17 protein-coding genes are annotated in these 19,599 nt (G+C 62.2%); 13 read left to right on the plus strand and 4 right to left on the minus strand.

Annotation, left to right across the window (positions count from 1 at the left end; all coding sequences use genetic code 11):
• The 4 genes from P0D70_RS31600 to zwf form a co-directional block, all read left to right on the plus strand.
• The coding region (locus P0D70_RS31600) for an NAD(P)/FAD-dependent oxidoreductase (protein WP_408187369.1) at positions 1-906 on the plus strand (906 nt) is incomplete at its 5' end.
• Positions 907-1,083: 177 nt separating this feature from the next.
• Entirely contained in the window at positions 1,084-1,335 is a 252-nt protein-coding gene (locus P0D70_RS31605) for a hypothetical protein (protein WP_408187370.1), read from the plus strand.
• Between the two features lie 337 nt (positions 1,336-1,672).
• Entirely contained in the window at positions 1,673-2,611 is a 939-nt protein-coding gene (gene lhpI / locus P0D70_RS31610) for a bifunctional Delta(1)-pyrroline-2-carboxylate/Delta(1)-piperideine-2-carboxylate reductase (RefSeq protein ID WP_408187371.1), read from the plus strand.
• A gap of 327 nt (positions 2,612-2,938) precedes the next feature.
• On the plus strand, positions 2,939-4,426 hold the full coding sequence (gene zwf, locus P0D70_RS31615; RefSeq protein ID WP_091801952.1) for a glucose-6-phosphate dehydrogenase: 1,488 nt from the start codon (positions 2,939-2,941) through the stop codon (positions 4,424-4,426).
• 69 nt (positions 4,427-4,495) lie between these two features.
• Here the strand turns inward: zwf and icmH are convergent, their stop codons facing one another.
• The 3 genes from icmH to tssJ all read right to left on the minus strand — a co-directional run bounded on the left by icmH (position 4,496) and on the right by tssJ (position 7,353).
• A complete protein-coding gene (gene icmH, locus P0D70_RS31620) occupies positions 4,496-5,275 on the minus strand; it encodes a type IVB secretion system protein IcmH/DotU (RefSeq protein ID WP_091801949.1) in 780 nt (259 codons plus the stop codon).
• Complete coding sequence (tssK, locus tag P0D70_RS31625) at positions 5,272-6,618, minus strand: type VI secretion system baseplate subunit TssK (protein ID WP_091801946.1); 1,347 nt, start codon at positions 6,616-6,618, stop codon at positions 5,272-5,274. Before tssK ends, icmH begins: the two co-directional genes overlap by 4 nt.
• A 108-nt stretch (positions 6,619-6,726) precedes the next feature.
• The gene (gene tssJ / locus P0D70_RS31630; RefSeq protein ID WP_091808740.1) at positions 6,727-7,353 is read right to left on the minus strand and encodes a type VI secretion system lipoprotein TssJ; all 627 of its coding nucleotides are present in this window, start codon (positions 7,351-7,353) and stop codon (positions 6,727-6,729) included.
• Between the two features lie 363 nt (positions 7,354-7,716).
• Here tssJ and P0D70_RS31635 point away from each other — a divergent pair, with 363 nt between their 5' ends.
• The 9 genes from P0D70_RS31635 (at position 7,717) to tssA (ending at position 18,550) form a co-directional block, all read left to right on the plus strand.
• Positions 7,717-8,397 (plus strand): tetratricopeptide repeat protein, encoded by a 681-nt coding sequence (locus P0D70_RS31635; protein ID WP_408187372.1) that lies wholly within the window; start codon positions 7,717-7,719, stop codon positions 8,395-8,397.
• Between the two features lie 35 nt (positions 8,398-8,432).
• Positions 8,433-8,981, plus strand: coding sequence for a type VI secretion system contractile sheath small subunit (tssB, locus tag P0D70_RS31640; protein ID WP_408187373.1), 549 nt, complete (start codon positions 8,433-8,435; stop codon positions 8,979-8,981).
• A 15-nt stretch (positions 8,982-8,996) separates the two neighbouring features.
• Positions 8,997-10,487 carry a type VI secretion system contractile sheath large subunit gene (gene tssC, locus P0D70_RS31645; RefSeq protein WP_091801935.1) on the plus strand — a complete coding sequence of 497 codons (1,491 nt, stop codon included), beginning with the start codon at positions 8,997-8,999 and terminating at the stop codon, positions 10,485-10,487.
• 71 nt (positions 10,488-10,558) lie between these two features.
• Positions 10,559-11,062: an Hcp family type VI secretion system effector gene (locus P0D70_RS31650; RefSeq protein WP_091801933.1), complete on the plus strand. Its 504-nt coding sequence runs from the start codon at positions 10,559-10,561 to the stop codon at positions 11,060-11,062.
• Between the two features lie 85 nt (positions 11,063-11,147).
• A complete protein-coding gene (tssE, locus tag P0D70_RS31655) occupies positions 11,148-11,627 on the plus strand; it encodes a type VI secretion system baseplate subunit TssE (protein WP_408187374.1) in 480 nt (159 codons plus the stop codon).
• 138 nt (positions 11,628-11,765) lie between these two features.
• On the plus strand, positions 11,766-13,604 hold the full coding sequence (gene tssF, locus P0D70_RS31660; RefSeq protein ID WP_408187375.1) for a type VI secretion system baseplate subunit TssF: 1,839 nt from the start codon (positions 11,766-11,768) through the stop codon (positions 13,602-13,604).
• Complete coding sequence (gene tssG / locus P0D70_RS31665; protein ID WP_408187376.1) at positions 13,568-14,662, plus strand: type VI secretion system baseplate subunit TssG; 1,095 nt, start codon at positions 13,568-13,570, stop codon at positions 14,660-14,662. The genes tssF and tssG overlap by 37 nt, the downstream gene beginning before the upstream one ends.
• Before the next feature lie 35 nt (positions 14,663-14,697).
• Positions 14,698-17,379 (plus strand): type VI secretion system ATPase TssH, encoded by a 2,682-nt coding sequence (gene tssH / locus P0D70_RS31670; protein ID WP_408187377.1) that lies wholly within the window; start codon positions 14,698-14,700, stop codon positions 17,377-17,379.
• 64 nt (positions 17,380-17,443) lie between these two features.
• Complete coding sequence (gene tssA, locus P0D70_RS31675; protein WP_408187378.1) at positions 17,444-18,550, plus strand: type VI secretion system protein TssA; 1,107 nt, start codon at positions 17,444-17,446, stop codon at positions 18,548-18,550.
• Between the two features lie 91 nt (positions 18,551-18,641).
• On the opposite strand, the gene P0D70_RS31680 is transcribed toward tssA, so the two are convergent.
• A complete protein-coding gene (locus P0D70_RS31680; RefSeq protein ID WP_408187379.1) occupies positions 18,642-19,598 on the minus strand; it encodes an OmpA family protein in 957 nt (318 codons plus the stop codon).
• Position 19,599 lies beyond the last annotated feature (1 nt).

Below are 19,599 nucleotides of genomic sequence, written 5' to 3' on the forward strand. Positions count from 1 at the left end.
GGCCGGCCCGCCCGGGCGCCGGCCGCCCCCCCCCCCCCCCGGGTGGGGCGGGCGCCCCCGCGCCGCCCCCCGGCCGCCTCGGCGGCGGGGGCGGCCGAGGCGGGCGCGCTGTTTTTCGAAGGCTGCGGCGTGATCGGCGTCGAGCGCGCGGGCGGTGCGATTGCCGGCGTGGTCACCGAGCGCGGCACGCTGCGCACTTCGCGCTTCATCTGCGCGGCCGGCGCCAGCAGTTGGCGTCTGCTCAAAACGCTCGGGCTCGAACTGCCGCAACAGGCCGTGCGCGGCACCTGCATGCGCACCAACCCGTTGCCGCGCATCACCGCGTCGACCTTCTGGGGGCACGGTCTTGGCGTGCGGCAACGCGAGAACGGCGCAATCAATCTCGCCGACGACATGCAGGTCGACGTCGACATGACGCTCGGCCATTTCCGCGCGCTCAAGTGGTTCTTGCCCGAGCTGTGGGCGCAACGCGAGAAGTTCAGCTTCCATCTGAACGGCGCGTGTCTGCGCGATCTGCGCGAGCGTCTGCCGGGCGGCGTGCCGGAACACGACCGTGTGCTGCATCCGCGCGATCCGCATCCGCAGCCGAATGTGAGCCATGCGCCGCGTGCGTTGAAAAAACTGCGCGCGTTGTTCCCCGCGCTGAAGGACGCGCAGGTGGTCGAATCATGGGCCGGTCTGATCGATGTGCTGCCCGACGGCATCCCCGTGATCGACGCGCCGCCGCAGGTTAGCGGTTTGACGATCGCCACCGGCTTTTGCGGCCATGGATTCGCCATGGGACCGATTGTCGGCAAACTGCTCGCGGAATTGAACGATGGCGGCAAGGCCTCGCTCGATCTGTCGGCCTTCCGCTTGCAGCGTTTCTTCGACGGTACGATGCAGCGGCCTCGCAGCATGCTGTAAAAAACACCGCTCTCAATCCACTTCACGACCGACGAACTACTCACGTTGCGACGCGCCGGCATGCGTACTACACGCAATGGGACAACCTCGCACGGGTCGGCCCGATCGGCGCGCGCAATGATCGGGCCCGTTTTCTGCTGGAAAGCCTGCATCTCTTTCTGCGATAACGGACCTGTCATGAATCGAGTCTCCGTCCTGCTTGCTGCCAGCCTTGTCGTCCTAAGCTCGGCTAACCCGGTCAACGCTGCCAGCCGCGATGAGCAGACCAAGGCCTGTCGTGGCGATGCAATGCATTTTTGCGCCGCCGACATTCCCAACGAAGACAAAATCACCGCATGCATGAAACAGCACGTGGATGAGCTGAGTCCGGCGTGCCGCGCCATGTTCAAGGGTGGCAAGAAGGGCAACGATAAAAATACTTCGCAATGAGGCGGGGCGTGAGCCGCCTGTGGCACCGCTGGAACCCGCCAGGGGATTTGCCCTCGATTGCGCTTACGCCTTCTTCGAGCGGCGCTTGATCCACCCATCACCTCACACCTGACCCTCCCACTGCCGCGATCCGGCCCTACGACGCGCGAGGCGTCGTAGAATCGTTTGTCCTCGACTCACGAAGCCACCGCATGCCTGATGCCCGAACCGGAGCCAACCGATCGCGGCGCGCGGCCTGGCGACGCCGATCCATCCGTCGCGCCAGGCGGACGAAGGGAGCGCCGCTCGCTAGTCGATCCCAACTCAACCCTGTGCCAAGGACTGGAACCACCTGCCCATGACTCGCCCGACCACGCAGATTTTCGACGCCGCCGCGACCGCGCGGCTGATTCCGTATGCCGCGCTCGTCGACGCACTCAAGTGCGCGAGCGTCGAGTATGCAAAGCAGCGCATCGCGAGTCCCGAACGGCTCGTCGTGCCGCTCAACGAAGGCGGCATCATGCTGTCGATGCCCGCCACCGCGCCCGATCTGGCGATCCACAAACTGGTCAACGTGTGCCCGAGCAACGGCCCGCGCGGCCTGCCCACGATCCACGGCAAAGTGATGACGTTCGACGCCGACACCGGCGAGACGCTTTTCATCCTCGACGGGCCGATCGTCACGGGCCGCCGCACGGCGGCAATCTCGATGCTGGGCGTCGAAACCTTCGCCGCCGGCACGCCGCACGAATTCCTGCTGATCGGCACCGGCACGCAGGCGCTCAACCATCTGGAGGCGATCGGCGAGCTGTTTCCAGAAGCGCGCGTATGGGTGAAGGGCAGTGCGCCCGCGCGTGCCGAAGCATTTTGCGCGCAGCATCACGAGAAGGTGCGCGAGCTTCGGCCGCTCACGCAAGACGGCGGCGCGACCATCCCCGAGTCGGTGGACGTCGTGATCGCGCTGACCACGAGCAGACAGCCCGTCTACGACGAACCCGCGCGCGCGGAGCGCCTCGTGATCGGCGTCGGCGCATTCACGCCTGCCATGGTCGAGATCGGCACGCACACCATTGCCGGGAGCGCGCTTTTCGTCGACGACGAGGCCGGAGCGCGCCACGAGGCCGGTGACTTCATTCAGGCGGGCGTGGATTGGGCTCAGGTCGGCGGGATCGCCTCGGTGCTCGGCAACCCGGCGCTGCGGCCGCAAAAAAAACCGATCGTTTTCAAAAGCGTCGGCTGTGCGGCGTGGGATCTGGCGGCGTGCCGCGTGGCGCGCGAGGCGCTGTCAGGCAGTTGAAGGCTCGCCGCACAAAAGCGTGCGTGAGAAGCTGGTGCAATGGCGCGAGGGGGTGAGGAGCAGCGTAGATATAGCAAGGCGACCGGCTTGCCGGTGAAAGCCGAAAACGCCTTGCAAACAGGCCGTTACCGTCTCAGGTTGGCATATTGCGCCAACCTGAGGCACATGTTGCCGTGCAAACAATCTCAAAACGTTGCACCATAGGCGTTTGCCAGAAAAAAGTGCCGGCCTGCCGGCGCTTCGCTGCTGCTTGTGCTCCTGCGTGTGCTGCTGCTTTTTTCTGCCCGTTGACCGACGCCTCATCCATCACGACGCTGCGACCGCGCTATGACGACCCACCACGCTTCTGCCACTCCCGACCTGCCGCTCGACATGATCATCTTCGGCGGCACCGGCGACCTGTCGTTTCGCAAGCTGCTGCCCGCGCTCTACATGGCGCATCTGCACTGCAATCTGCCGCCGGACACCCGCATTCTCACGATCGGCCGCAAGCCGTGGTCGCGTGAGGAGTACATCAACGAATTCATGGAGTTGAAGGCGAAGCCCTTCATCGAAAAGAAAGCGTTCGAAGCCGCCGCCTGGGACAAATTCCTGGCGCTGTTCGAATACGTGCGCATGGACGTGGACTCGGTCGAGGACTATCAGCGCCTGAAGGAAGCGTCGCGTGAAGGCGTGCGCCGCGTGTTCTATCTGGCGACGTCGCCGGATCTGTTCACGAACATTTGCGACAACCTCGCGGCCGCGGGACTCGTGGACGGCAACTCGCGCGTGGTGCTCGAAAAGCCGCTGGGCCACGATCTGGCCTCCGCGCAGGAGATCAACACAGCGGTCGGCAAGCATTTCAGCGAAGCGCAGATCTACCGGATCGACCACTACCTCGGCAAGGAAACCGTGCAGAACCTGATGGTGCTGCGCTTCGGCAATCCGATTTTTGGCCCGCTGTGGCAGGCGCCGTACATCAAGAGCGTGCAGATCACGGTGGCGGAGACGGTCGGCGTGGGCAGCCGCGCGGGCTTCTACGATAAAACCGGCGCGCTGCGCGACATGGTGCAGAACCACTTGCTGCAATTGCTGTGCATTGTCGCGATGGAACCGCCCGTGTCGCTCGACCCGGACGCGGTCCGCGACGAAAAGCTCAAGGTATTGCGCTCGCTGCGGCCCATGACGCCGGAAGACATCGCGCGCGATACGGTGCGCGGCCAGTACACCGCCGGCGCCGTGGACGGCGAGGCGGTGAAGGGTTATCTCGAGGAAGACAACGTGCCGGCAGGCAGCCGTGCCGAAACCTTCGTCGCCTTGCGCGCGCATATCAACAACTGGCGCTGGGCGCATGTGCCGTTTTTCCTGCGCACCGGCAAGCGGATGCAGAAGAAGGTGTCGGAGATCGTCATCGAGTTTTCCGAGTTGCCGTTCTCGATCATCCCGAATGGGAATAGCGGGCACAACTACGGCAACCGGCTCGTGATCCAGTTGCAGCCCGAGGAGTCGATCCAGCTGCAGGTGCTCGCGAAAGAGCCGGGCAGCGGCATGCATATGGTGCCGGTCAATCTGAATCTGGACTTGCAGCAGGCCTTCACCGAGCGTCGCGCGGAAGCGTATGAGCGTTTGCTGATCGACGTGATTCGCGGCCGTCTCACGCACTTCATGCGTCGCGACGAACTGGAAGCGGCGTGGGCGTGGGCCGAGCCGATTCTGGCGGGCTGGAGCAAGTCGGGCGAGAAGCCGCGTAGCTATACGGCGGGCACGTTCGGGCCGTCGGCATCGACTGCACTGATGGCGCGCGAAAATGCCGTGTGGGCGGAAGAGTCGCAATAAACGGTTTTCTTCAGCGCTGTGAAAAAGCCCGCGAAAGCGGGCTTTTTTATGTCCGCGATAAATGCAGGCTTAAGGCAACGAAATCGTTAACGTGGCCGATTGCGGCCCCAGCTTGACCACCTGCGAATACGGCGCGAGCGAGCGCAAGGTCTGGTCGCGCAGATAGGTGTTCAGGCCGAGATAGGCCAGCAGTCCAACCAGCGCGAACACCGCGCCGATCGACCACAACGGCACCTCGCGTTTCAGCCGGTGCGCGACCTGATCGGGCAGGGGCCAATGCGGCGCGAACGGCGCGCGTTTGCCTTTCATATGCGCGATTTCATCGCCGATGCGTGCGGTCAGATAGGCGAGCTTCTCCGGTCCCTCGAGCAGATATTTGCCCTGGAATCCGAGCAGCAGGCACATGTGAAACACCTCGAGCGATTGCAGACGTGCCGCGCCTTGCGCGCGGCATTCCTCGAGGTACTGGAAGAATTTCTCGCCCGCCAGCTGCTCGCCGAACAGCACGAGTTGCAGCGGCCGGCGCTCCCACTCCGTGCGGATTCTGAACGTTGACGACAACACCGATTCGTCGATGGCCGCACAGAACGCAAACTTCGACGCGTAGACATCTTCCGCCGACGCATTGAGCTTCTTCGCGCCGCGTTCGAAGTCGCCGAGAAACTGCTGGATGCGCTGGCTGAATTCTTGCGCGTCGCCGGGCTCGCGGCCGTTCTTCAACAGAAACAGCATGAAGAAGCCGTCGTATAGCAGATCGAGCAGCGAGCGGACCTGATAGCTCGGCTCGGTGATCGGGGCGGGCGTCGCGGCAGGCGTGCTGCCGCCAAAGAGGGAGGGCGCGTAGCTCATGATGTGACGGCGATCAGTTCGAGTTGAAGATCGTTGATGCCCGACGGCGCGTAGATCATGGCCGATTGGGCCTGCAACATGCGGTCGTACAGCGCGCCACGCGATTCGAACGAGAAGTAGCAGGCGCCCGGGCGGACCGGAATGGCGGGCGGCACCTGCGGCGTGTAGACGAGGCGCACGCCCGGCATGGCCGAGAGCACGAGCTTGTCGACGTCGTCCGGCGCGCCGACCTTGAAGCGCGCGGGCACGGCTTCCACGAGCTCGGCGGTGGGCATGTCCGCCGATACCGCGATATAGAACAGGGTCTTGTCGTCGATCTTGCCGGAGTCGAGCCGGCCCGCATGGAACGACGGGCGCACTTCTTCGAGCGAAATCGCGAAGTAGCGCGTGGAGATCACGGTCTCGAGCAGATCGCGCAGGATCGTGTCGAGACGCGCGAAACCGGGGCCCGGATCGTCATGCCGGTAAGCCGGCAAGTCGGACAGCGCATAGCCCTTCGAAAACGTCATCAACTGGCCGGCGAGGCGCAGCAACTCCTGGAAGAGACGCTCCGGATGCAGCGCCGAATGCTGGTACAGATGCGCGAGCGAGGCGAACGCCGCGCTCGCGGTATGCAGCAGCCAGAACGACGCAATGTCGCCGGAGCGGAACTCGATGATGTTCTTGGTCGGCTCGCGGTGAAAGCCATACAACGCATTGACCTTGGCCTGCAGTGCGTCGATCAGTTGGCGCAGCCGCTGATGCAGGACCGGCGAAGCGTCGATGGCGAGGCAGGGCGGCACGAAGGTGTCGTCGATTTCGAAACCCGACGTGGCCGTGCGACGCACGCGTACGAGCGGCACCGACAGCAACTGGTCGCGCGGCTCGCTGTGCGCGATGAGTTTGACGCTGGTCTTCAGGAACGTGATGTCGGCTTCGGCGGCGTCGGTGAAATGATCGGCCACCGGCGTCTGCTCACTGACGTAACGCGAGACGAAACCCGCGTTGCTGTCTTGCGAATAGTTCGCGCCGGTTTCGCGCAGCGGATGCAGCGCGAGATAAAACGTGAATTCGTTGATGCCGTCGGGCAGCGTATCCAGCGCGATGGGTGGCGGCAGGTCGTCGGCTTGCGGCGCGGAGTAGAGCGCGCCGTCGGGAAACACCAGCGAAAGTTCGCTCACGCGCAGCACGTTGCTGCCGAGCGCGTCGCGGTCGAAGCGCGCCGAACGCACGCCCCAGTTGTACGGCTGGATCGCCTGGATCGATTCGAACAGGCGTGCCTCATGATAGGCGTCCTGACGCTGAAAATGCTGCGGCCTCAGAAACAGGCCTTCCCCCCAGAGCACTTTTGCGGAATAACTCATCTCAAACCTGTTATATGCGTTCAGCGTGTGGCGCACCCGGAGATAACCGATTCGAGCGCCGCATTGTTAAATCTGTGAAAAATGTTAAATCGTATTTTATCGGCATCTTTATCCGCAACTCACCGAAGAAAGCATATTCAGCGGTTGTGCGGGCAATCCCTGTTCTGGCGGGATCACAGTGCCGTTGGTCACCGTCATTGCACAGTTATGCAGGCCGATCATTATGCCGGATTTCTCCGACTTCGCCGGGTCGAAGGCGAATTTCCAGCGTTGCATGGCCGGATCGCGGAATAACGCGACGATACCGAACGCCTGCGCTTCACGCGAGACTTTTTCGGTAACAACGTAGCGCTGGCCCGGGATTAGCGTGAGTTCGCGCACACCCAGCAAATCGCCGCCCAAGGTAGTTTTTTCCCTCGCTGGATCGGTAAAGGCGTCGAATGGCGCCTGCTGGAATGAGGTCGGGTCTTTCAGGACATATAGCCGCACTACCAGCGCTAATGGACGTTTGTCGTTCGCCGCATTCAGATTCGGCGCCGCATATAAGGTGAGGCCAACATTGCGTGGCGGCTTCTGGGCGTCCGGCAGGTCCGGTTTGCCGAGGCCGCTCGCCTGCAAAGCCGCGTTGGCAGCCGCTCCGAGCACCGTGACACCGGCCGCGCAGCCGCCCAGCAGCGCGCACGCGGCGGCATTGGCAATCAATTGCGATGCATAGCGAATAAGACGCGAATTCATATACATCGACCGGCTCGCCGCCGTCCCCTATCAGAACAATCAATAACGAAATCAAGCCAGTCATTTTGCAGAAACGGTTTGCCACGTAATGCCGCTTTATGCAAAGTGCATGAAGCGATGCGTGGCAGCCTATAGCGGGCGAAGAGTGGCAAATTTTTCCGCTTTCTGTTTCTTGCTATTGAGGCAGGAAACAATTTCTGCATGTTTCGTTTAAATGACCCTCATGCATTTTTTTTGTGCAATCCTTCTTCACACGAAAGTTGAATTATCGAAAATTGGCCTGTACTATACCCGCGCACTTGAAGCAAAGCAAAACTCCGGTTTTCCCTTTGAAATAAAAAATTCGCACGTCGGTGAAAAACGATGAATGAGCGTCTGTTAGTAAAACTATCTGGGGTTGTGTTGGCATGCGGCGTGATGGCCGGTTGCGCGACACAGGGCAACAATCTCGCGACCACACCGGAGGCTTTTAATAAGCAACTCGCGGATGCCGATACCGTCGCAAAGGGCGGCGATCAGGATCGTGCAATCGCGCTTTATCAGCAGCTTTCCAAATCCGACCCGACGCGTGAAGAACCGTGGTCGCGTATTGCGCAGATCCAGTTCACGCAAGGTCATTACGGTCAGGCAATCGTGGCCGCGCAGGAAGCGCTGCAACGCGACCAGACCGATCGTCAAGCCAAGAGCGTGCTGGCCGTGGCCGGCCTGCGCGTCGCCACGCAATCGCTCGGCGAATTGCGTCAGGACGCATCGCTCGCGGGCGATGCGAAGTCGGACGCGCAAGCGCTCGCCAAGCAATTGCGCGACACGCTCGGCGAAGCCACGTTGTTCCCGCCTGATCCGAGCGACAAGCCCGTGGTGAAGAAGAAGCGCGTCATTCGTCACACCGCGAAGAGCAAAGCCGTGGATACGCCGGACGCCAGCACGAGTGCCGCGCCGGCTGCCGCCACGCCGGCTGCTCCCGCAGCGCCGGCGGCGCCTGCCGCACCCGCGAAAGCCGCACAAAGCGGCGGCGCGTCCGATCCGTTCAGCGCGCTGCGCTGATCCAAGCCTGATCCATCAGCACCCGGGAGCCGACGATGGCGAAGAAAGAAAGCATTCAAAAACGCTTGCAAAAAGTGCGGCCGCCCCGCGTCCAATTGACCTATGAGGTCGAGCGCGGCGATGCGATCGAGGTGAAGGAACTGCCGTTCGTCGTCGGCGTGGTCGCCGATCTGGCGGGGCAGTCCGAAGTCGAGCAGCCAAAGCTGCGCGATCGCAAGTTCGTCAATATCGATCGCGATAACTTCGACGACGTGATGAAAGCGATTGAGCCGCGCGCCGCGTTCCAGGTGGAAAACCGCCTGAGCGAAGCCGGCGGCAAATTCGCGGTCGATCTGCGCTTCAAGTCGATGGCCGATTTCAATCCGGACGAAGTGGTCGCGCAAATCGAACCGCTGCGACGCCTGCTCGAAGCGCGCTCGAAGCTCGCCGATCTGCGCAACAAGCTGGCCGGCAACGACAAGCTCGAAGACCTGCTGAGCGAAGTGCTTAACAACACGCAGCAGTTGCAAACCCTGGCGAAAGATCAGGGCAACGCGGCGGACCAGCACGGCGGCGCGCCGGACCACGACAAGCAGGGCGAATAAAGCACGGGGTGTGAGATGAATCAACAAACGGCAGCAGCCCAACTCGCCACCGCGCAAGGCGGTACGGAATCCACGCTGCTCGACGAAATCGTCGAGAAGAGCCGCGTGGCGAAGTCCGATTCCGAACACGCGCGCGCGAAAGACCTGATTGGCGAGCTCGTGCATCAGGTGCTCGACGGCACGGTGGTGGTATCCGACAACCTGTCGGCCACGATCGACGCACGCGTCGCCGAACTCGACCGCCTGATCTCCGCGCAGTTGAGCGCGGTGATGCACGCGCCGCAATTCCAGCGCATGGAAAGCACGTGGCGCGGTCTGGATTACCTGTGCAAGGAAAGCAATACCGGCGCAACGGTCAAGATCAAGGCGTTGCATGCGCCCAAGCGCGACCTGGTGCGCGACTTCAAGACGGCGATCGAATTCGATCAGAGCGCGCTGTTCAAGAAGATCTATGAGGAAGAGTTCGGCACCTTCGGCGGCTCGCCGTTCGGCACGATCATCGGCGACTTCGAAGTGACGCGCCAGCCGGAAGACGTGTATTTCATCGAGCAGATGTCGCACGTCGCGGCAGCCGCGCATGCGCCGTTCATCGCTTCTGCGTCGCCCGAATTGCTGGGCCTCGAAACCTTTGCCGACCTCGGCAGGCCGCGCGATCTCGGCAAGGTGTTCGACACGGTCGAATATGCGAAGTGGAAGTCGTTCCGCGACGCCGAAGATTCGCGCTATGTCGGTCTCACGCTGCCGCGTTTTCTGGGCCGCCTGCCGTTCAATCCGAAAGACGGCGCTACGGCGGAGGGTTTCAACTTCGTCGAAGACGTGGACGGCACGGATCACAGCAAATACCTGTGGTGTAACGCGGCGTGGGCATTCGCCGCACGCCTCACGGCGGCCTTCGACGACTTCGGCTGGTGCGCGGCGATTCGCGGCGTGGAAGGTGGCGGTCTGGTGGAAGATCTGCCCACCCACACCTTCAAGACCGACGACGGCGAAGTCGCGCTGAAATGCCCGACCGAAATCGCGATTACCGATCGCCGCGAGAAGGAGTTGAGCGACCTCGGTTTCATTCCGCTCGTGCACTGCAAGAACTCGGACTATGCGGCGTTCTTCGCCGCGCAATCGGTGCAGAAGCCCAAGAAATACAGTACCGACAGCGCCAATGCGAACGCAGTCCTGTCCGCGCAATTGCAGTACATCTTCTCGGTGTCGCGTGTCGCGCACTACCTGAAGGCGATGATGCGCGACAAGATCGGCAGCTTTGCATCGGCGCAAAACGTCGAAGTATTCCTGAACCGTTGGATCTCGCAGTACGTGCTGCTCGACGACAACGCGACGCAGGAGCAGAAGGCGCAGTTCCCGTTGCGCGAGGCATCGATACAGGTGTCGGAGATTCCGGGCAAGCCGGGTGCGTACCGTTCGGTTGCATTCCTGCGTCCGCATTTCCAGTTGGATGAGCTGTCGATTTCTTTGCGGCTCGTCGCCGACCTGCCGAAACCGGCCAATTCATAAGCAAATCAGAGAACCCGGGCCGGCCGCCCGGATTAGCTGCTAAAACCACCTCTTTGGGGAGTCGATGAGTTATGAAGGATATCTATTTAAAATTCGGCAATCCGGCGATCAAAGGCGAATCTGCCGATAAGGATCATGCTGGCTGGATCGAAATTGATTCGTGGAGCCATTCGATCACGCAACCGCGTTCGGCAACGGCTTCAACGGCAGGTGGTCACACCTCCGAGCGCTGCGAACATGCCGACATGCTGTTCACGAAAGACATCGACGTGGTCAGCCCGCTGATTTATCAACATGCATCGGGCGGCACGACGTTCGACGAAGTCACGATCGACTTCATGCGTTCGGACGGCGAAGGCAATCGCATCAAGTACCTGGAAGTGAAGCTCAAGTACGTGATCATCTCGAGTGTGACGCCGAGCGTGGTGGGCGAAGGCCTGCCGTCCGAGCAGTTCTCGCTGAAATACGCTGCCGTGCAATGGAAGTACACGCAGCAGAAGATCGGCGGCAACCAGGGCGGCAACGCGCAAGGCGCGTGGAGCCTGACGAAGAACGACAAGACGTACGCGGTCTGATGCAGGGGCGCATCCGGCACGCGCGGCTCGCGAGGGCCGCGGTGCGCCGTGCGCGCCTCGCATCGACCCGCTTCTTCGGACGCTGATGAAACGTTTCGAACCCAGCTTTCTCGACAAGCTGTTCGACGACGAACCGCATCTGCCGGCTTCTCCGGCGATGCGGCAATTGTCGTTGGACGAATTGAAGAGCACCGTCGCGCGCGACGTCGAGGCGATCCTGAATACGCGCATCGCCCTGACCGAGCCTGAGCTGGCGGCGCTACCGGAATGCCAGCGCTCGGTGCTCACGTACGGTCTGAACGATTTCGCGGGCCTGAGCCTCGCGAGCCATTACGACCGCACGTTCATCTGCAAATCGATTCAACAGGCCATTGCACGGCACGAGCCGCGCTTGCAGGATGTGACGGTCACGCTCGAATTGAACGAACAATCGACCAACGCGTTGAACTTCGCCATTCAGGCGCTGCTGGTCGTGCATCCGGCGGAAGAACCGGTGAGTTTTGACGCGATGCTGCAACCGTCCACGCTGCAATACTCGGTGACGCGCGCACGCGCGAAGCTGTAGCAGCAAGATTTTCAACCGTCGCATTTCAGGTGGCGGGGTTGTCGAGCAGTTGCTTTCTTAGTACCGCTTTACTGCTGCCGTTACGCGCAACGGCTGCGATAGATTGGGCGGATAGGTTTCAGGTCCGGGGATAGATCGATGGAAGAATTGCTGCCGTATTACGAGCGCGAATTGTCATTTCTGCGGCGCTATTCGCGCGACTTCGCCGAACGCTACCCGAAGATCGCGGCGCGTTTGGCCATGTCCGGCGAGCATTGTGAGGACCCACACGTCGAGCGGATGATCGAATCGTTCGCGCTGCTCGGCGCGCGCATCAACAAGAAACTCGACGACGATTACCCCGAATTCACCGAAGCGCTGCTGGAAGTGCTGTATCCGCACTACCTGCGGCCATTTCCGTCGTGCTCGATCGCACAGTTGGGCACGTCCGCCGCGCTGAGTCATTTGACGGAACCCGTACGGGTGGAGCGCGGCACCGAACTCAAGTCACGGCCCATTCGCGGCGTGCAATGCCGGTTCCGTACCGCCTACGACGTGACGCTGGCGCCAATCCGTATTTCGGAAGCGAAATACACCTCGGTGGCGATGGCGCCGAGTGCAACCGTGCTACCAGGCAATGCCACGGCGATCGTGTCGATCACCTTTGAATCGACGGCGGCGCAACTCGATCTGTCCGCGCTTAAACTCGGCACGCTGCGCACGCACCTGCACGGCGAACAGTCCTTTATCGCGGCGCTGGCGGACTGTCTGTTCGTCAACGCCATGGCCACGTATGTCGAGGTGGACCGGCGCGGCGTGTGGAAACAGGTGCGCGAATCGCCGGTCGTGCAGGCGGGTTTCGGCGAAGAAGACGCACTGATCGACTATCCGGCCAAATCGCACCCGGCGTACCGATTGCTGACCGAGTACTTCGCGTTCCCCGAGAAATTCAATTTCGCCGACTTCGATCTCGCGGCCATGACGCGCGCGAGCGGCCGCTGCCAGCGTGTCACGCTGCACGTGGTGCTCAAGGAAGTGCGCAGCGACTCACACGTGGCGCGTCTGCTGGATTCATTGGGCGCACATCATTTCCGCCTTTTCTGCACGCCCGTGGTGAATCTGTTCGAGCAGCACGGCGAGCCGATTCGCGTCAGCCATCAGGCGATTTCGTATCCGGTAATAGCCGAAGCGCGCCGTGCATTTGCCTACGAGGTCTATTCGATCGATTCGGTGAAGCTCGTCAGGCAGCAGGCGCATGAAGAATCGGTGATCGAATTCCGGCCGTTCTATTCGTTGCATCACGGCGAAGCAGCGCACGCGGGCCACTACTGGTTCGCGAGACGCAACGATTGGGTCGCGCAGAAAAGCCCCGGCTATGAAACTGAAATCTCGATCGTCGATATCGACTTCGAACCGGCCGCGCCGCAAACCGATACATTGAGTCTCGATCTGACCTGTACCAATCGCGATCTGCCCGCCGGTCTCGCCGTAGGGCTCGAGGGCGGCGATCTGTTTCTCGAGGGCGGCTCGCTGACCGGCAGCATCTCGATGCTGCGGCGCCCCACGCCGAGCGTGCGTTTCGAGCGCGGGCGCGCCGCGCATTGGCGGCTGATCTCGCATCTGGCGTTGAATCACGTCTCGCTGGCGAACAGCGGTCTGTCGGCGCTCAAGGAAATGCTCGTGCTCTACGATTTGCGGCGCACGGCGGTGTCGGCGCGGCATATCGACGGCCTGGTGGGCATTGAACAGCGCGCAGCCGTGCAATGGCTACCTGGCAAACCGTTTGCCACTTTCGTGCGCGGCATTGAGATTCGTTTGACTATCGACGAAGAACATTTCGTCGGCACGAGTCTCGCGTCATTCGTGCGGGTGATCGACACGTTTTTTGGGCTGTACGTGCATCTGAACAGCTTTGTGCAACTGGTCGTCGTGTCGAAGCGCACCGGCGAGGAGATTCTGCGATGCAAACCGCGCAGCGGCGAATCGATCCTGGCGTAGTCGAGCAGCTTCTCGACGAGCCGCATCGCTTCGAATTCTTTCAGGCGGTGCGAATTCTCGAGAAGTGGTTCGCACAGCAATCGCCTTCCCATGCCGGACGCCCCGGAGAAATCGTCGCGCAGCGAATCGCTTTCCGCAATTCGCTGTCAATGTCGTTTCCGCCGAGTGAGATTCACGGCGCGCAGTCTTATGACGCTGCGGGCGCGGCGCTGAAACAGAAAACGCAACGTACCGCCGCGCTCGAAGACGGCTCGCTCGACAAAGTGGATATCACGCCGGCGTTTTTCGGTCTGCTCGGCGGGCAGGGCGCGCTGCCCCTGCATTACACCGAGCAGATCGTGGCGCGCGAGCAGATCAAGCGCGATCGTGCCGCGCGTGAGTTCTTCGACGTGTTTTCGAATCGCGCGACGGCGCTGTTCTACGCGGCGTGGAAAAAATACCGTCTGCCGTTTCATTACGAGCTGGACCGCGACGAACGTTATTTGCCGTTGCTGCTCGCGCTGGCCGGCGTCGCCGACGACGACACGCGCAACAGTCTGCAAAGTGGCGAGGGCGCACTGTTCGACGAAGCCATTGCCGGTTACGCGTTGGCCGCGCGGCATCGTCCGGTGTCGGCGGCTTATTTGCAACGCACGCTGTCGGAGTACTTCAAAGTGCGGGTGCGCGTCGAGCAGTTCGTCGGCAAATGGTACGACGTGCCGCACGATCAGTTGACGCTGCTCGGCAGCGTGAACGCGACGCTCGGCGCGACCGCGCTGGCGGGCGAGCGCGTCTGGCAGCGCGACATGCGTGCGCGGCTCGTGATCGGACCGCTCGGCAAAGCCGACTACGAAGCGTTTCTACCTGGCGCCGATCGCGCGGTGGCGCTCGAACGCATGCTGACGTTGCTGGCCGGCGTTACGCTCGAATACGAGGTGTCTTTGGTATTGCGCCGCGAGGCCGTGGGGCCGAGCGTGTTGAGCAAGGGCGCGCGCCTCGGCTGGGACGCGTTCCTGTGCACGAAAGAGGCCGACCGTGATCGCGAGGATGCCCGTTACGAATTGCACGTGATTCACTGACTATAACGACAGAACCTGGACCCGGATCGCACGACATGAGCACGTCCCTCAACACCCTGATCGCTAAACTGAATCCGACCTGCCGGCAGGCGGCGTTGCTGGCGGCGAACAATTGTCTCGCGCGTGGTCACTACGAGGTCGACCTCGAGCATCTGTTGCTGGCACTGCTGGACGAACCGGCCAGCGACGTCGCGCTGGTTCTGCGCGCAAGCAAAATCGACGCGCACGCGTTGCGCGCGGATCTGGAGCGCGAATTGCAGCGGTTGAAAACCGGCAACACGCGCACGCCGGTGTTTTCCAGGCATCTGATCGAATGGCTCGAACAGGCTTGGCTGATTGCATCGCTCGATTCGCAGATCGGACGCATCCGTTCCGGGCATCTGCTGCTGGCGCTGCTGAGCGCGCCGGATCTCGCGCAATTCGCCGAGCGCATGTCGCCGCTGCTGCGCGACGTACGCGTGACCGATCTGAAGCACAAATTCGATGAGCTGACCGCCGGCTCGCGCGAAGTGGAGCGCAGCAACGGCACGCAAGGCGCGGAAGGGGACGCGGACGCAGCCGCGGCCGCGGCCAGCGATGCCGCACCGGGCGCGGCATCGAAAACACCCGCGCTCGATACGTACACCAGCAACCTCACGCAGCGAGCGCGCGAAGGCAAGATCGATCCGGTAATCGGCCGTGAAGGCGAAATTCGCCAGACTATCGACATATTGATGCGCCGCCGCCAGAACAACCCGATCATGACGGGCGAAGCAGGTGTCGGCAAAACGGCGGTGGTCGAGGGGCTGGCACTGCGCATTGCCGCCGACGACGTGCCCGCGCCGCTAAAAGGCGTGGCGCTGCATGTGCTCGACATGGGACTGCTGCAAGCCGGGGCGAGCGTGAAGGGTGAGTTCGAGAACCGCCTGAAGAACGTGATCGACGAGGTGAAGAAGAGCCCGCATCCGATCATTCTGTTTATCGACGAAGCGCACACCATTATCGGCGCGGGTGGTCAGGCCGGGCAGAACGACGCCGCGAATCTGCTGAAGCCGGCGTTGGCGCGAGGTGAATTGCGCACCATTGCGGCCACCACGTGGAGCGAGTACAAGAAATACTTCGAGAAAGACGCGGCGCTAGCGCGGCGCTTCCAGGTCGTGAAGATCGAGGAGCCGGGCGAGGCGCTCGCCGCGGCCATGTTGCGCGGCATGGCGGGGTTGATGGAAAAACACTTCAACGTGCGCGTGCTCGACGATGCGATCACCGAAGCGGTGCGCCTGTCGCATCGCTACATTAGCGGCCGGCAACTGCCGGACAAGGCGATCAGCGTGCTCGACACGGCTTGCGCGAAAGTGGCGCTCGCGCACAGCTCCACGCCGGCTGCAATCGACGACACGAAGAAGCGCCTCGAACGTATCGACGCTGAAATCGCCGCATTGGAACGCGAAGCGGCGAGCGGCGCATTGCACGACGAGCGTCTCGCTGAATTGCGCGCCCTGCGTGAGGAAGACCTCAAGGACCTCGCCGAAGACGAAGCGCGCTACGACAAGGAGCGCGCTCTGGTAACGGAAATCGTCGGGCTCCGCGCGGACCTCGACGCGGCGCGCGTCGCCAGCGCGGACCCCGAACAAGCCGGCAAGGTGCAGCAGGCGCGCGAAACGCTCGCCACGCGTGTGGCCGAATTGCACACCTTGCAAGGCGGTCAGCCAATGGTGCCGTTGCAGGTCGACGCTCATGTGGTCGCCGAGATCGTCGCATCATGGACGGGTATTCCGCTCGGCCGTATGGTCAAGGATGAAATCCAGACCGTGCTGAACCTGCAACCGTTGCTGGCCGCGCGCGTGATCGGCCAGGATCATGCGCTCGAAGCGATCGCGCAGCGCGTGCGTACCGCGAGTGCGAATCTCGAAGATCCGAACAAGCCGCGCGGCGTATTCATGTTCGTCGGGCCGTCGGGCGTCGGCAAGACCGAAACCGCACTCGCGCTGGCGGACGTGCTGTACGGCGGCGAACGCAAGATGATCACGATCAACATGAGCGAGTATCAGGAAGCGCATAGCGTGTCCGGCCTGAAAGGCTCGCCGCCGGGCTATGTCGGTTACGGCGAGGGCGGTGTATTGACCGAGGCGGTGCGCCGCAATCCGTACTCCGTGGTACTGCTCGACGAAGTCGAAAAGGCGCACCCGGACGTGCTCGAAATGTTCTTCCAGGTGTTCGACAAGGGCACCATGGATGACGCCGAAGGCCGCGAAATCGATTTCCGCAACACGCTGATCATTCTGACTTCGAATGTCGGTTCGCAGGCCGTGATGCAGGCCTGCCTGAACAAGAGCGAGGAAGAACTGCCCGACGCCGGCGAACTCGCCGAGACGTTGCGCCCGCAACTGTACAAGGCGTTCAAGCCGGCGTTTCTCGGCCGCATGAAAGTGGTGCCGTACTATCCGATTACCGACGACGTGCTCGCCGAAATCATCGACCTGAAGCTCGAACGGATCCGCCGCCGCATCGAATCGAATCACAAGGCCGTGTTCGAGTGGGACGAGTCGCTGGTCGATGCGGTGCTCGCGCGGTGCACCGAGGTGGATTCAGGCGCACGCAATGTCGACCACATTCTGAACGGTACGTTGCTGCCCGAAGTTGCGCAGCGCGTGTTGGAACGCGTGGCCAACGGCGCTTCGCTCGAACGCATCGCCGTGCGGGCGAGCGAAGCGGGCGAATTCGACTACACGGTGGTATGAGCGGGCGCGCCGAATTGCGCGTCAATCTGTTTAATGCCGTACCGGATACTTATTGCTTTCTTTCATGCCGATTAACCTGAACACGTTGCTGGCTCCGCTCAGCGAAATCTCGCCTTGTGGCGAAGATCTGCTTTTCTCAGCGGATTTCGACGCGATTCAGCACGCGCGCCGTTTCGAAGACCCGTCGCTGGATCAGGGCGAGTGGGTCACGGAAATCAAAGAGGCGGATTGGTCGTTTGTCATCGAGCGCTCGAGTAGTCTGCTACAAACGCAGACCAAGGATCTTCGCCTGGCAGTCTGGCTGACCGAGGCGCTCGCAATCGACGAAGGCATCAACGGTCTCTCGCGAGGCTACGGGTTGTTGACGGGACTTTGCGAGCGCTACTGGAACCACGTTCATCCGTTGCCGGACGGCGACGACACCGAGTATCGCCTTGGCAACGTCGCGTGGCTCGTCGGCCGCACCGGCGATCTGCTGCGCGCGATGCCGATCACGTCGTCGCAAGGCAATACGTACAGCACGATCGATTGGGATGTCGCCACGCACGTCGCGCAGGCCGTCAAGCGAGATCCGGATCATGCCGACGACATCGCGCGTGGCAAACCGTCGATCGATCAGATCGAGGCGTCGAAACGCGCCACATCAACGGCGTTCTACGCCGCGCTGCTCGCCGATCTGAAAGCGTTTGAAGCGGCCATGCTGGCGCTCGAACAGGAGCTGGACCGGCATGCCGGCGATTCCGCGCCGAGTTTCCGTCAGGCAAAAGACGCGTATGAAAGCGTCTACCGGCTGGTGGAACGCTTCGCCCGCGAAGTGGGCGTGAACGCCGAAGCGGCGCCACCCGCGAAAGGACCTGCGCCGAACGAGCACGAACGGGCCGAGCCCGCCTTCAAGACTTCACCGCAACGTGAGGAACCTGTGTTGACGACCATGCCCGCCAGCCCGATTGCAGGAATTCAAAGCCGTGCGCAGGCTGTCGCGCATTTGCGCGCGGTGGCCAGGTTCTTTCGCGCTACGGAGCCGCATAACCCTGCCGCCTATTTCGCCGACAAGGCAGCGGAGGCGGCGGATATGCCGTTGCATCAATGGCTTTCGAGCGTGGTGAAAGACGACGGATCGCTCGCGCATATTCGCGAGTTGCTCGGTGTGAAGCCGGAAGAGAACAGCTAGATAAACATCTCGACGCGGCAAATAAAAAAGCCTGGCTTCGGTTCTCTATCGAAGCCAGGCTTTCTTTCATGCGCGCCGCGCAAACACCCAATCAAGACCCCGCACGAAACTCGATGCGGCGATTCCGTGCCCGTCCGTCAGTCGTGTCATTCGATGCAATCGGCTGATCCGGGCCGACGCCGGTCGTCGTCATCTGTTGCGGCGGGATGCCCTTCGCGACCAGATAGCCTTTGACCGCATCCGCGCGCGCCTGGCTCAGCGCGATATTCGATGTGCGATTGCCCGAGTTGTCGGTGTGCCCGATGATCGCAACCGTTTTGGTCGTCATTTTCCCCATGGCGGCGGCCATCTGATCGAGAATCGCGCGACCTTGCGGCGTGAGCGTGGCGCTGCCGGTTTCGAATTCGATCGTGCGGTTCGCGAGCGTCTGATCGAGCAGGCCTTGCTCGGATGCGCTCACGCGCAGGCCGTTCTTGATCGTATAGGTCGGGTTCAGCGCATTCGCCATGTCGCTCGCGAGTTGTTGACGCTGCGATTCGTTGTGCACTTCGCCTTTCACGTCGATCTGCGTGCCGTCGATTTTCAACTGGCCTTTGCTGATCTGCTTCAATTGCGGACCGATCAGCTTTTGCACGTTGGCGGACCAGTTCGGCGGTGTCGCCACGTCGGCGACTTCGATCTGGTCGACCACGTTGGCCGCGCCGTATGTGTCGCGCAGTCGTGCGAGCACGGCCGCCTTGGTCGCTTCGTCCGGCACCTTGCCGCCAACCACCACCTGGCCCGGCGTCGCGTTGGCGGGCGGCGGCGCTGCGCTGATTGCGCCGGTGCCCGCGCCGGTCGTGCCGCTGGCGAGCCCGGCCGTGGTCACTGCGGGTCCCGCATTACCCACCGGCGCCGACGCAGCCGGCGGCAAAATCGTGGTGTGAATCGAAATACCGCTGTTGTCGACCGGCGTGACGCGAGCGGGGCCGTCGTTGTCGGCATGCGCGAGGGCGCTGAGCAGAAGGCCCGCAAGCAGCACGGACGTCCGCGTGGAGAGGGTCAGCATC

The sequence above is a fragment of the Paraburkholderia sp. RL17-381-BIF-C genome (assembly GCF_046026435.1).
Classification (GTDB): domain Bacteria; phylum Pseudomonadota; class Gammaproteobacteria; order Burkholderiales; family Burkholderiaceae; genus Paraburkholderia.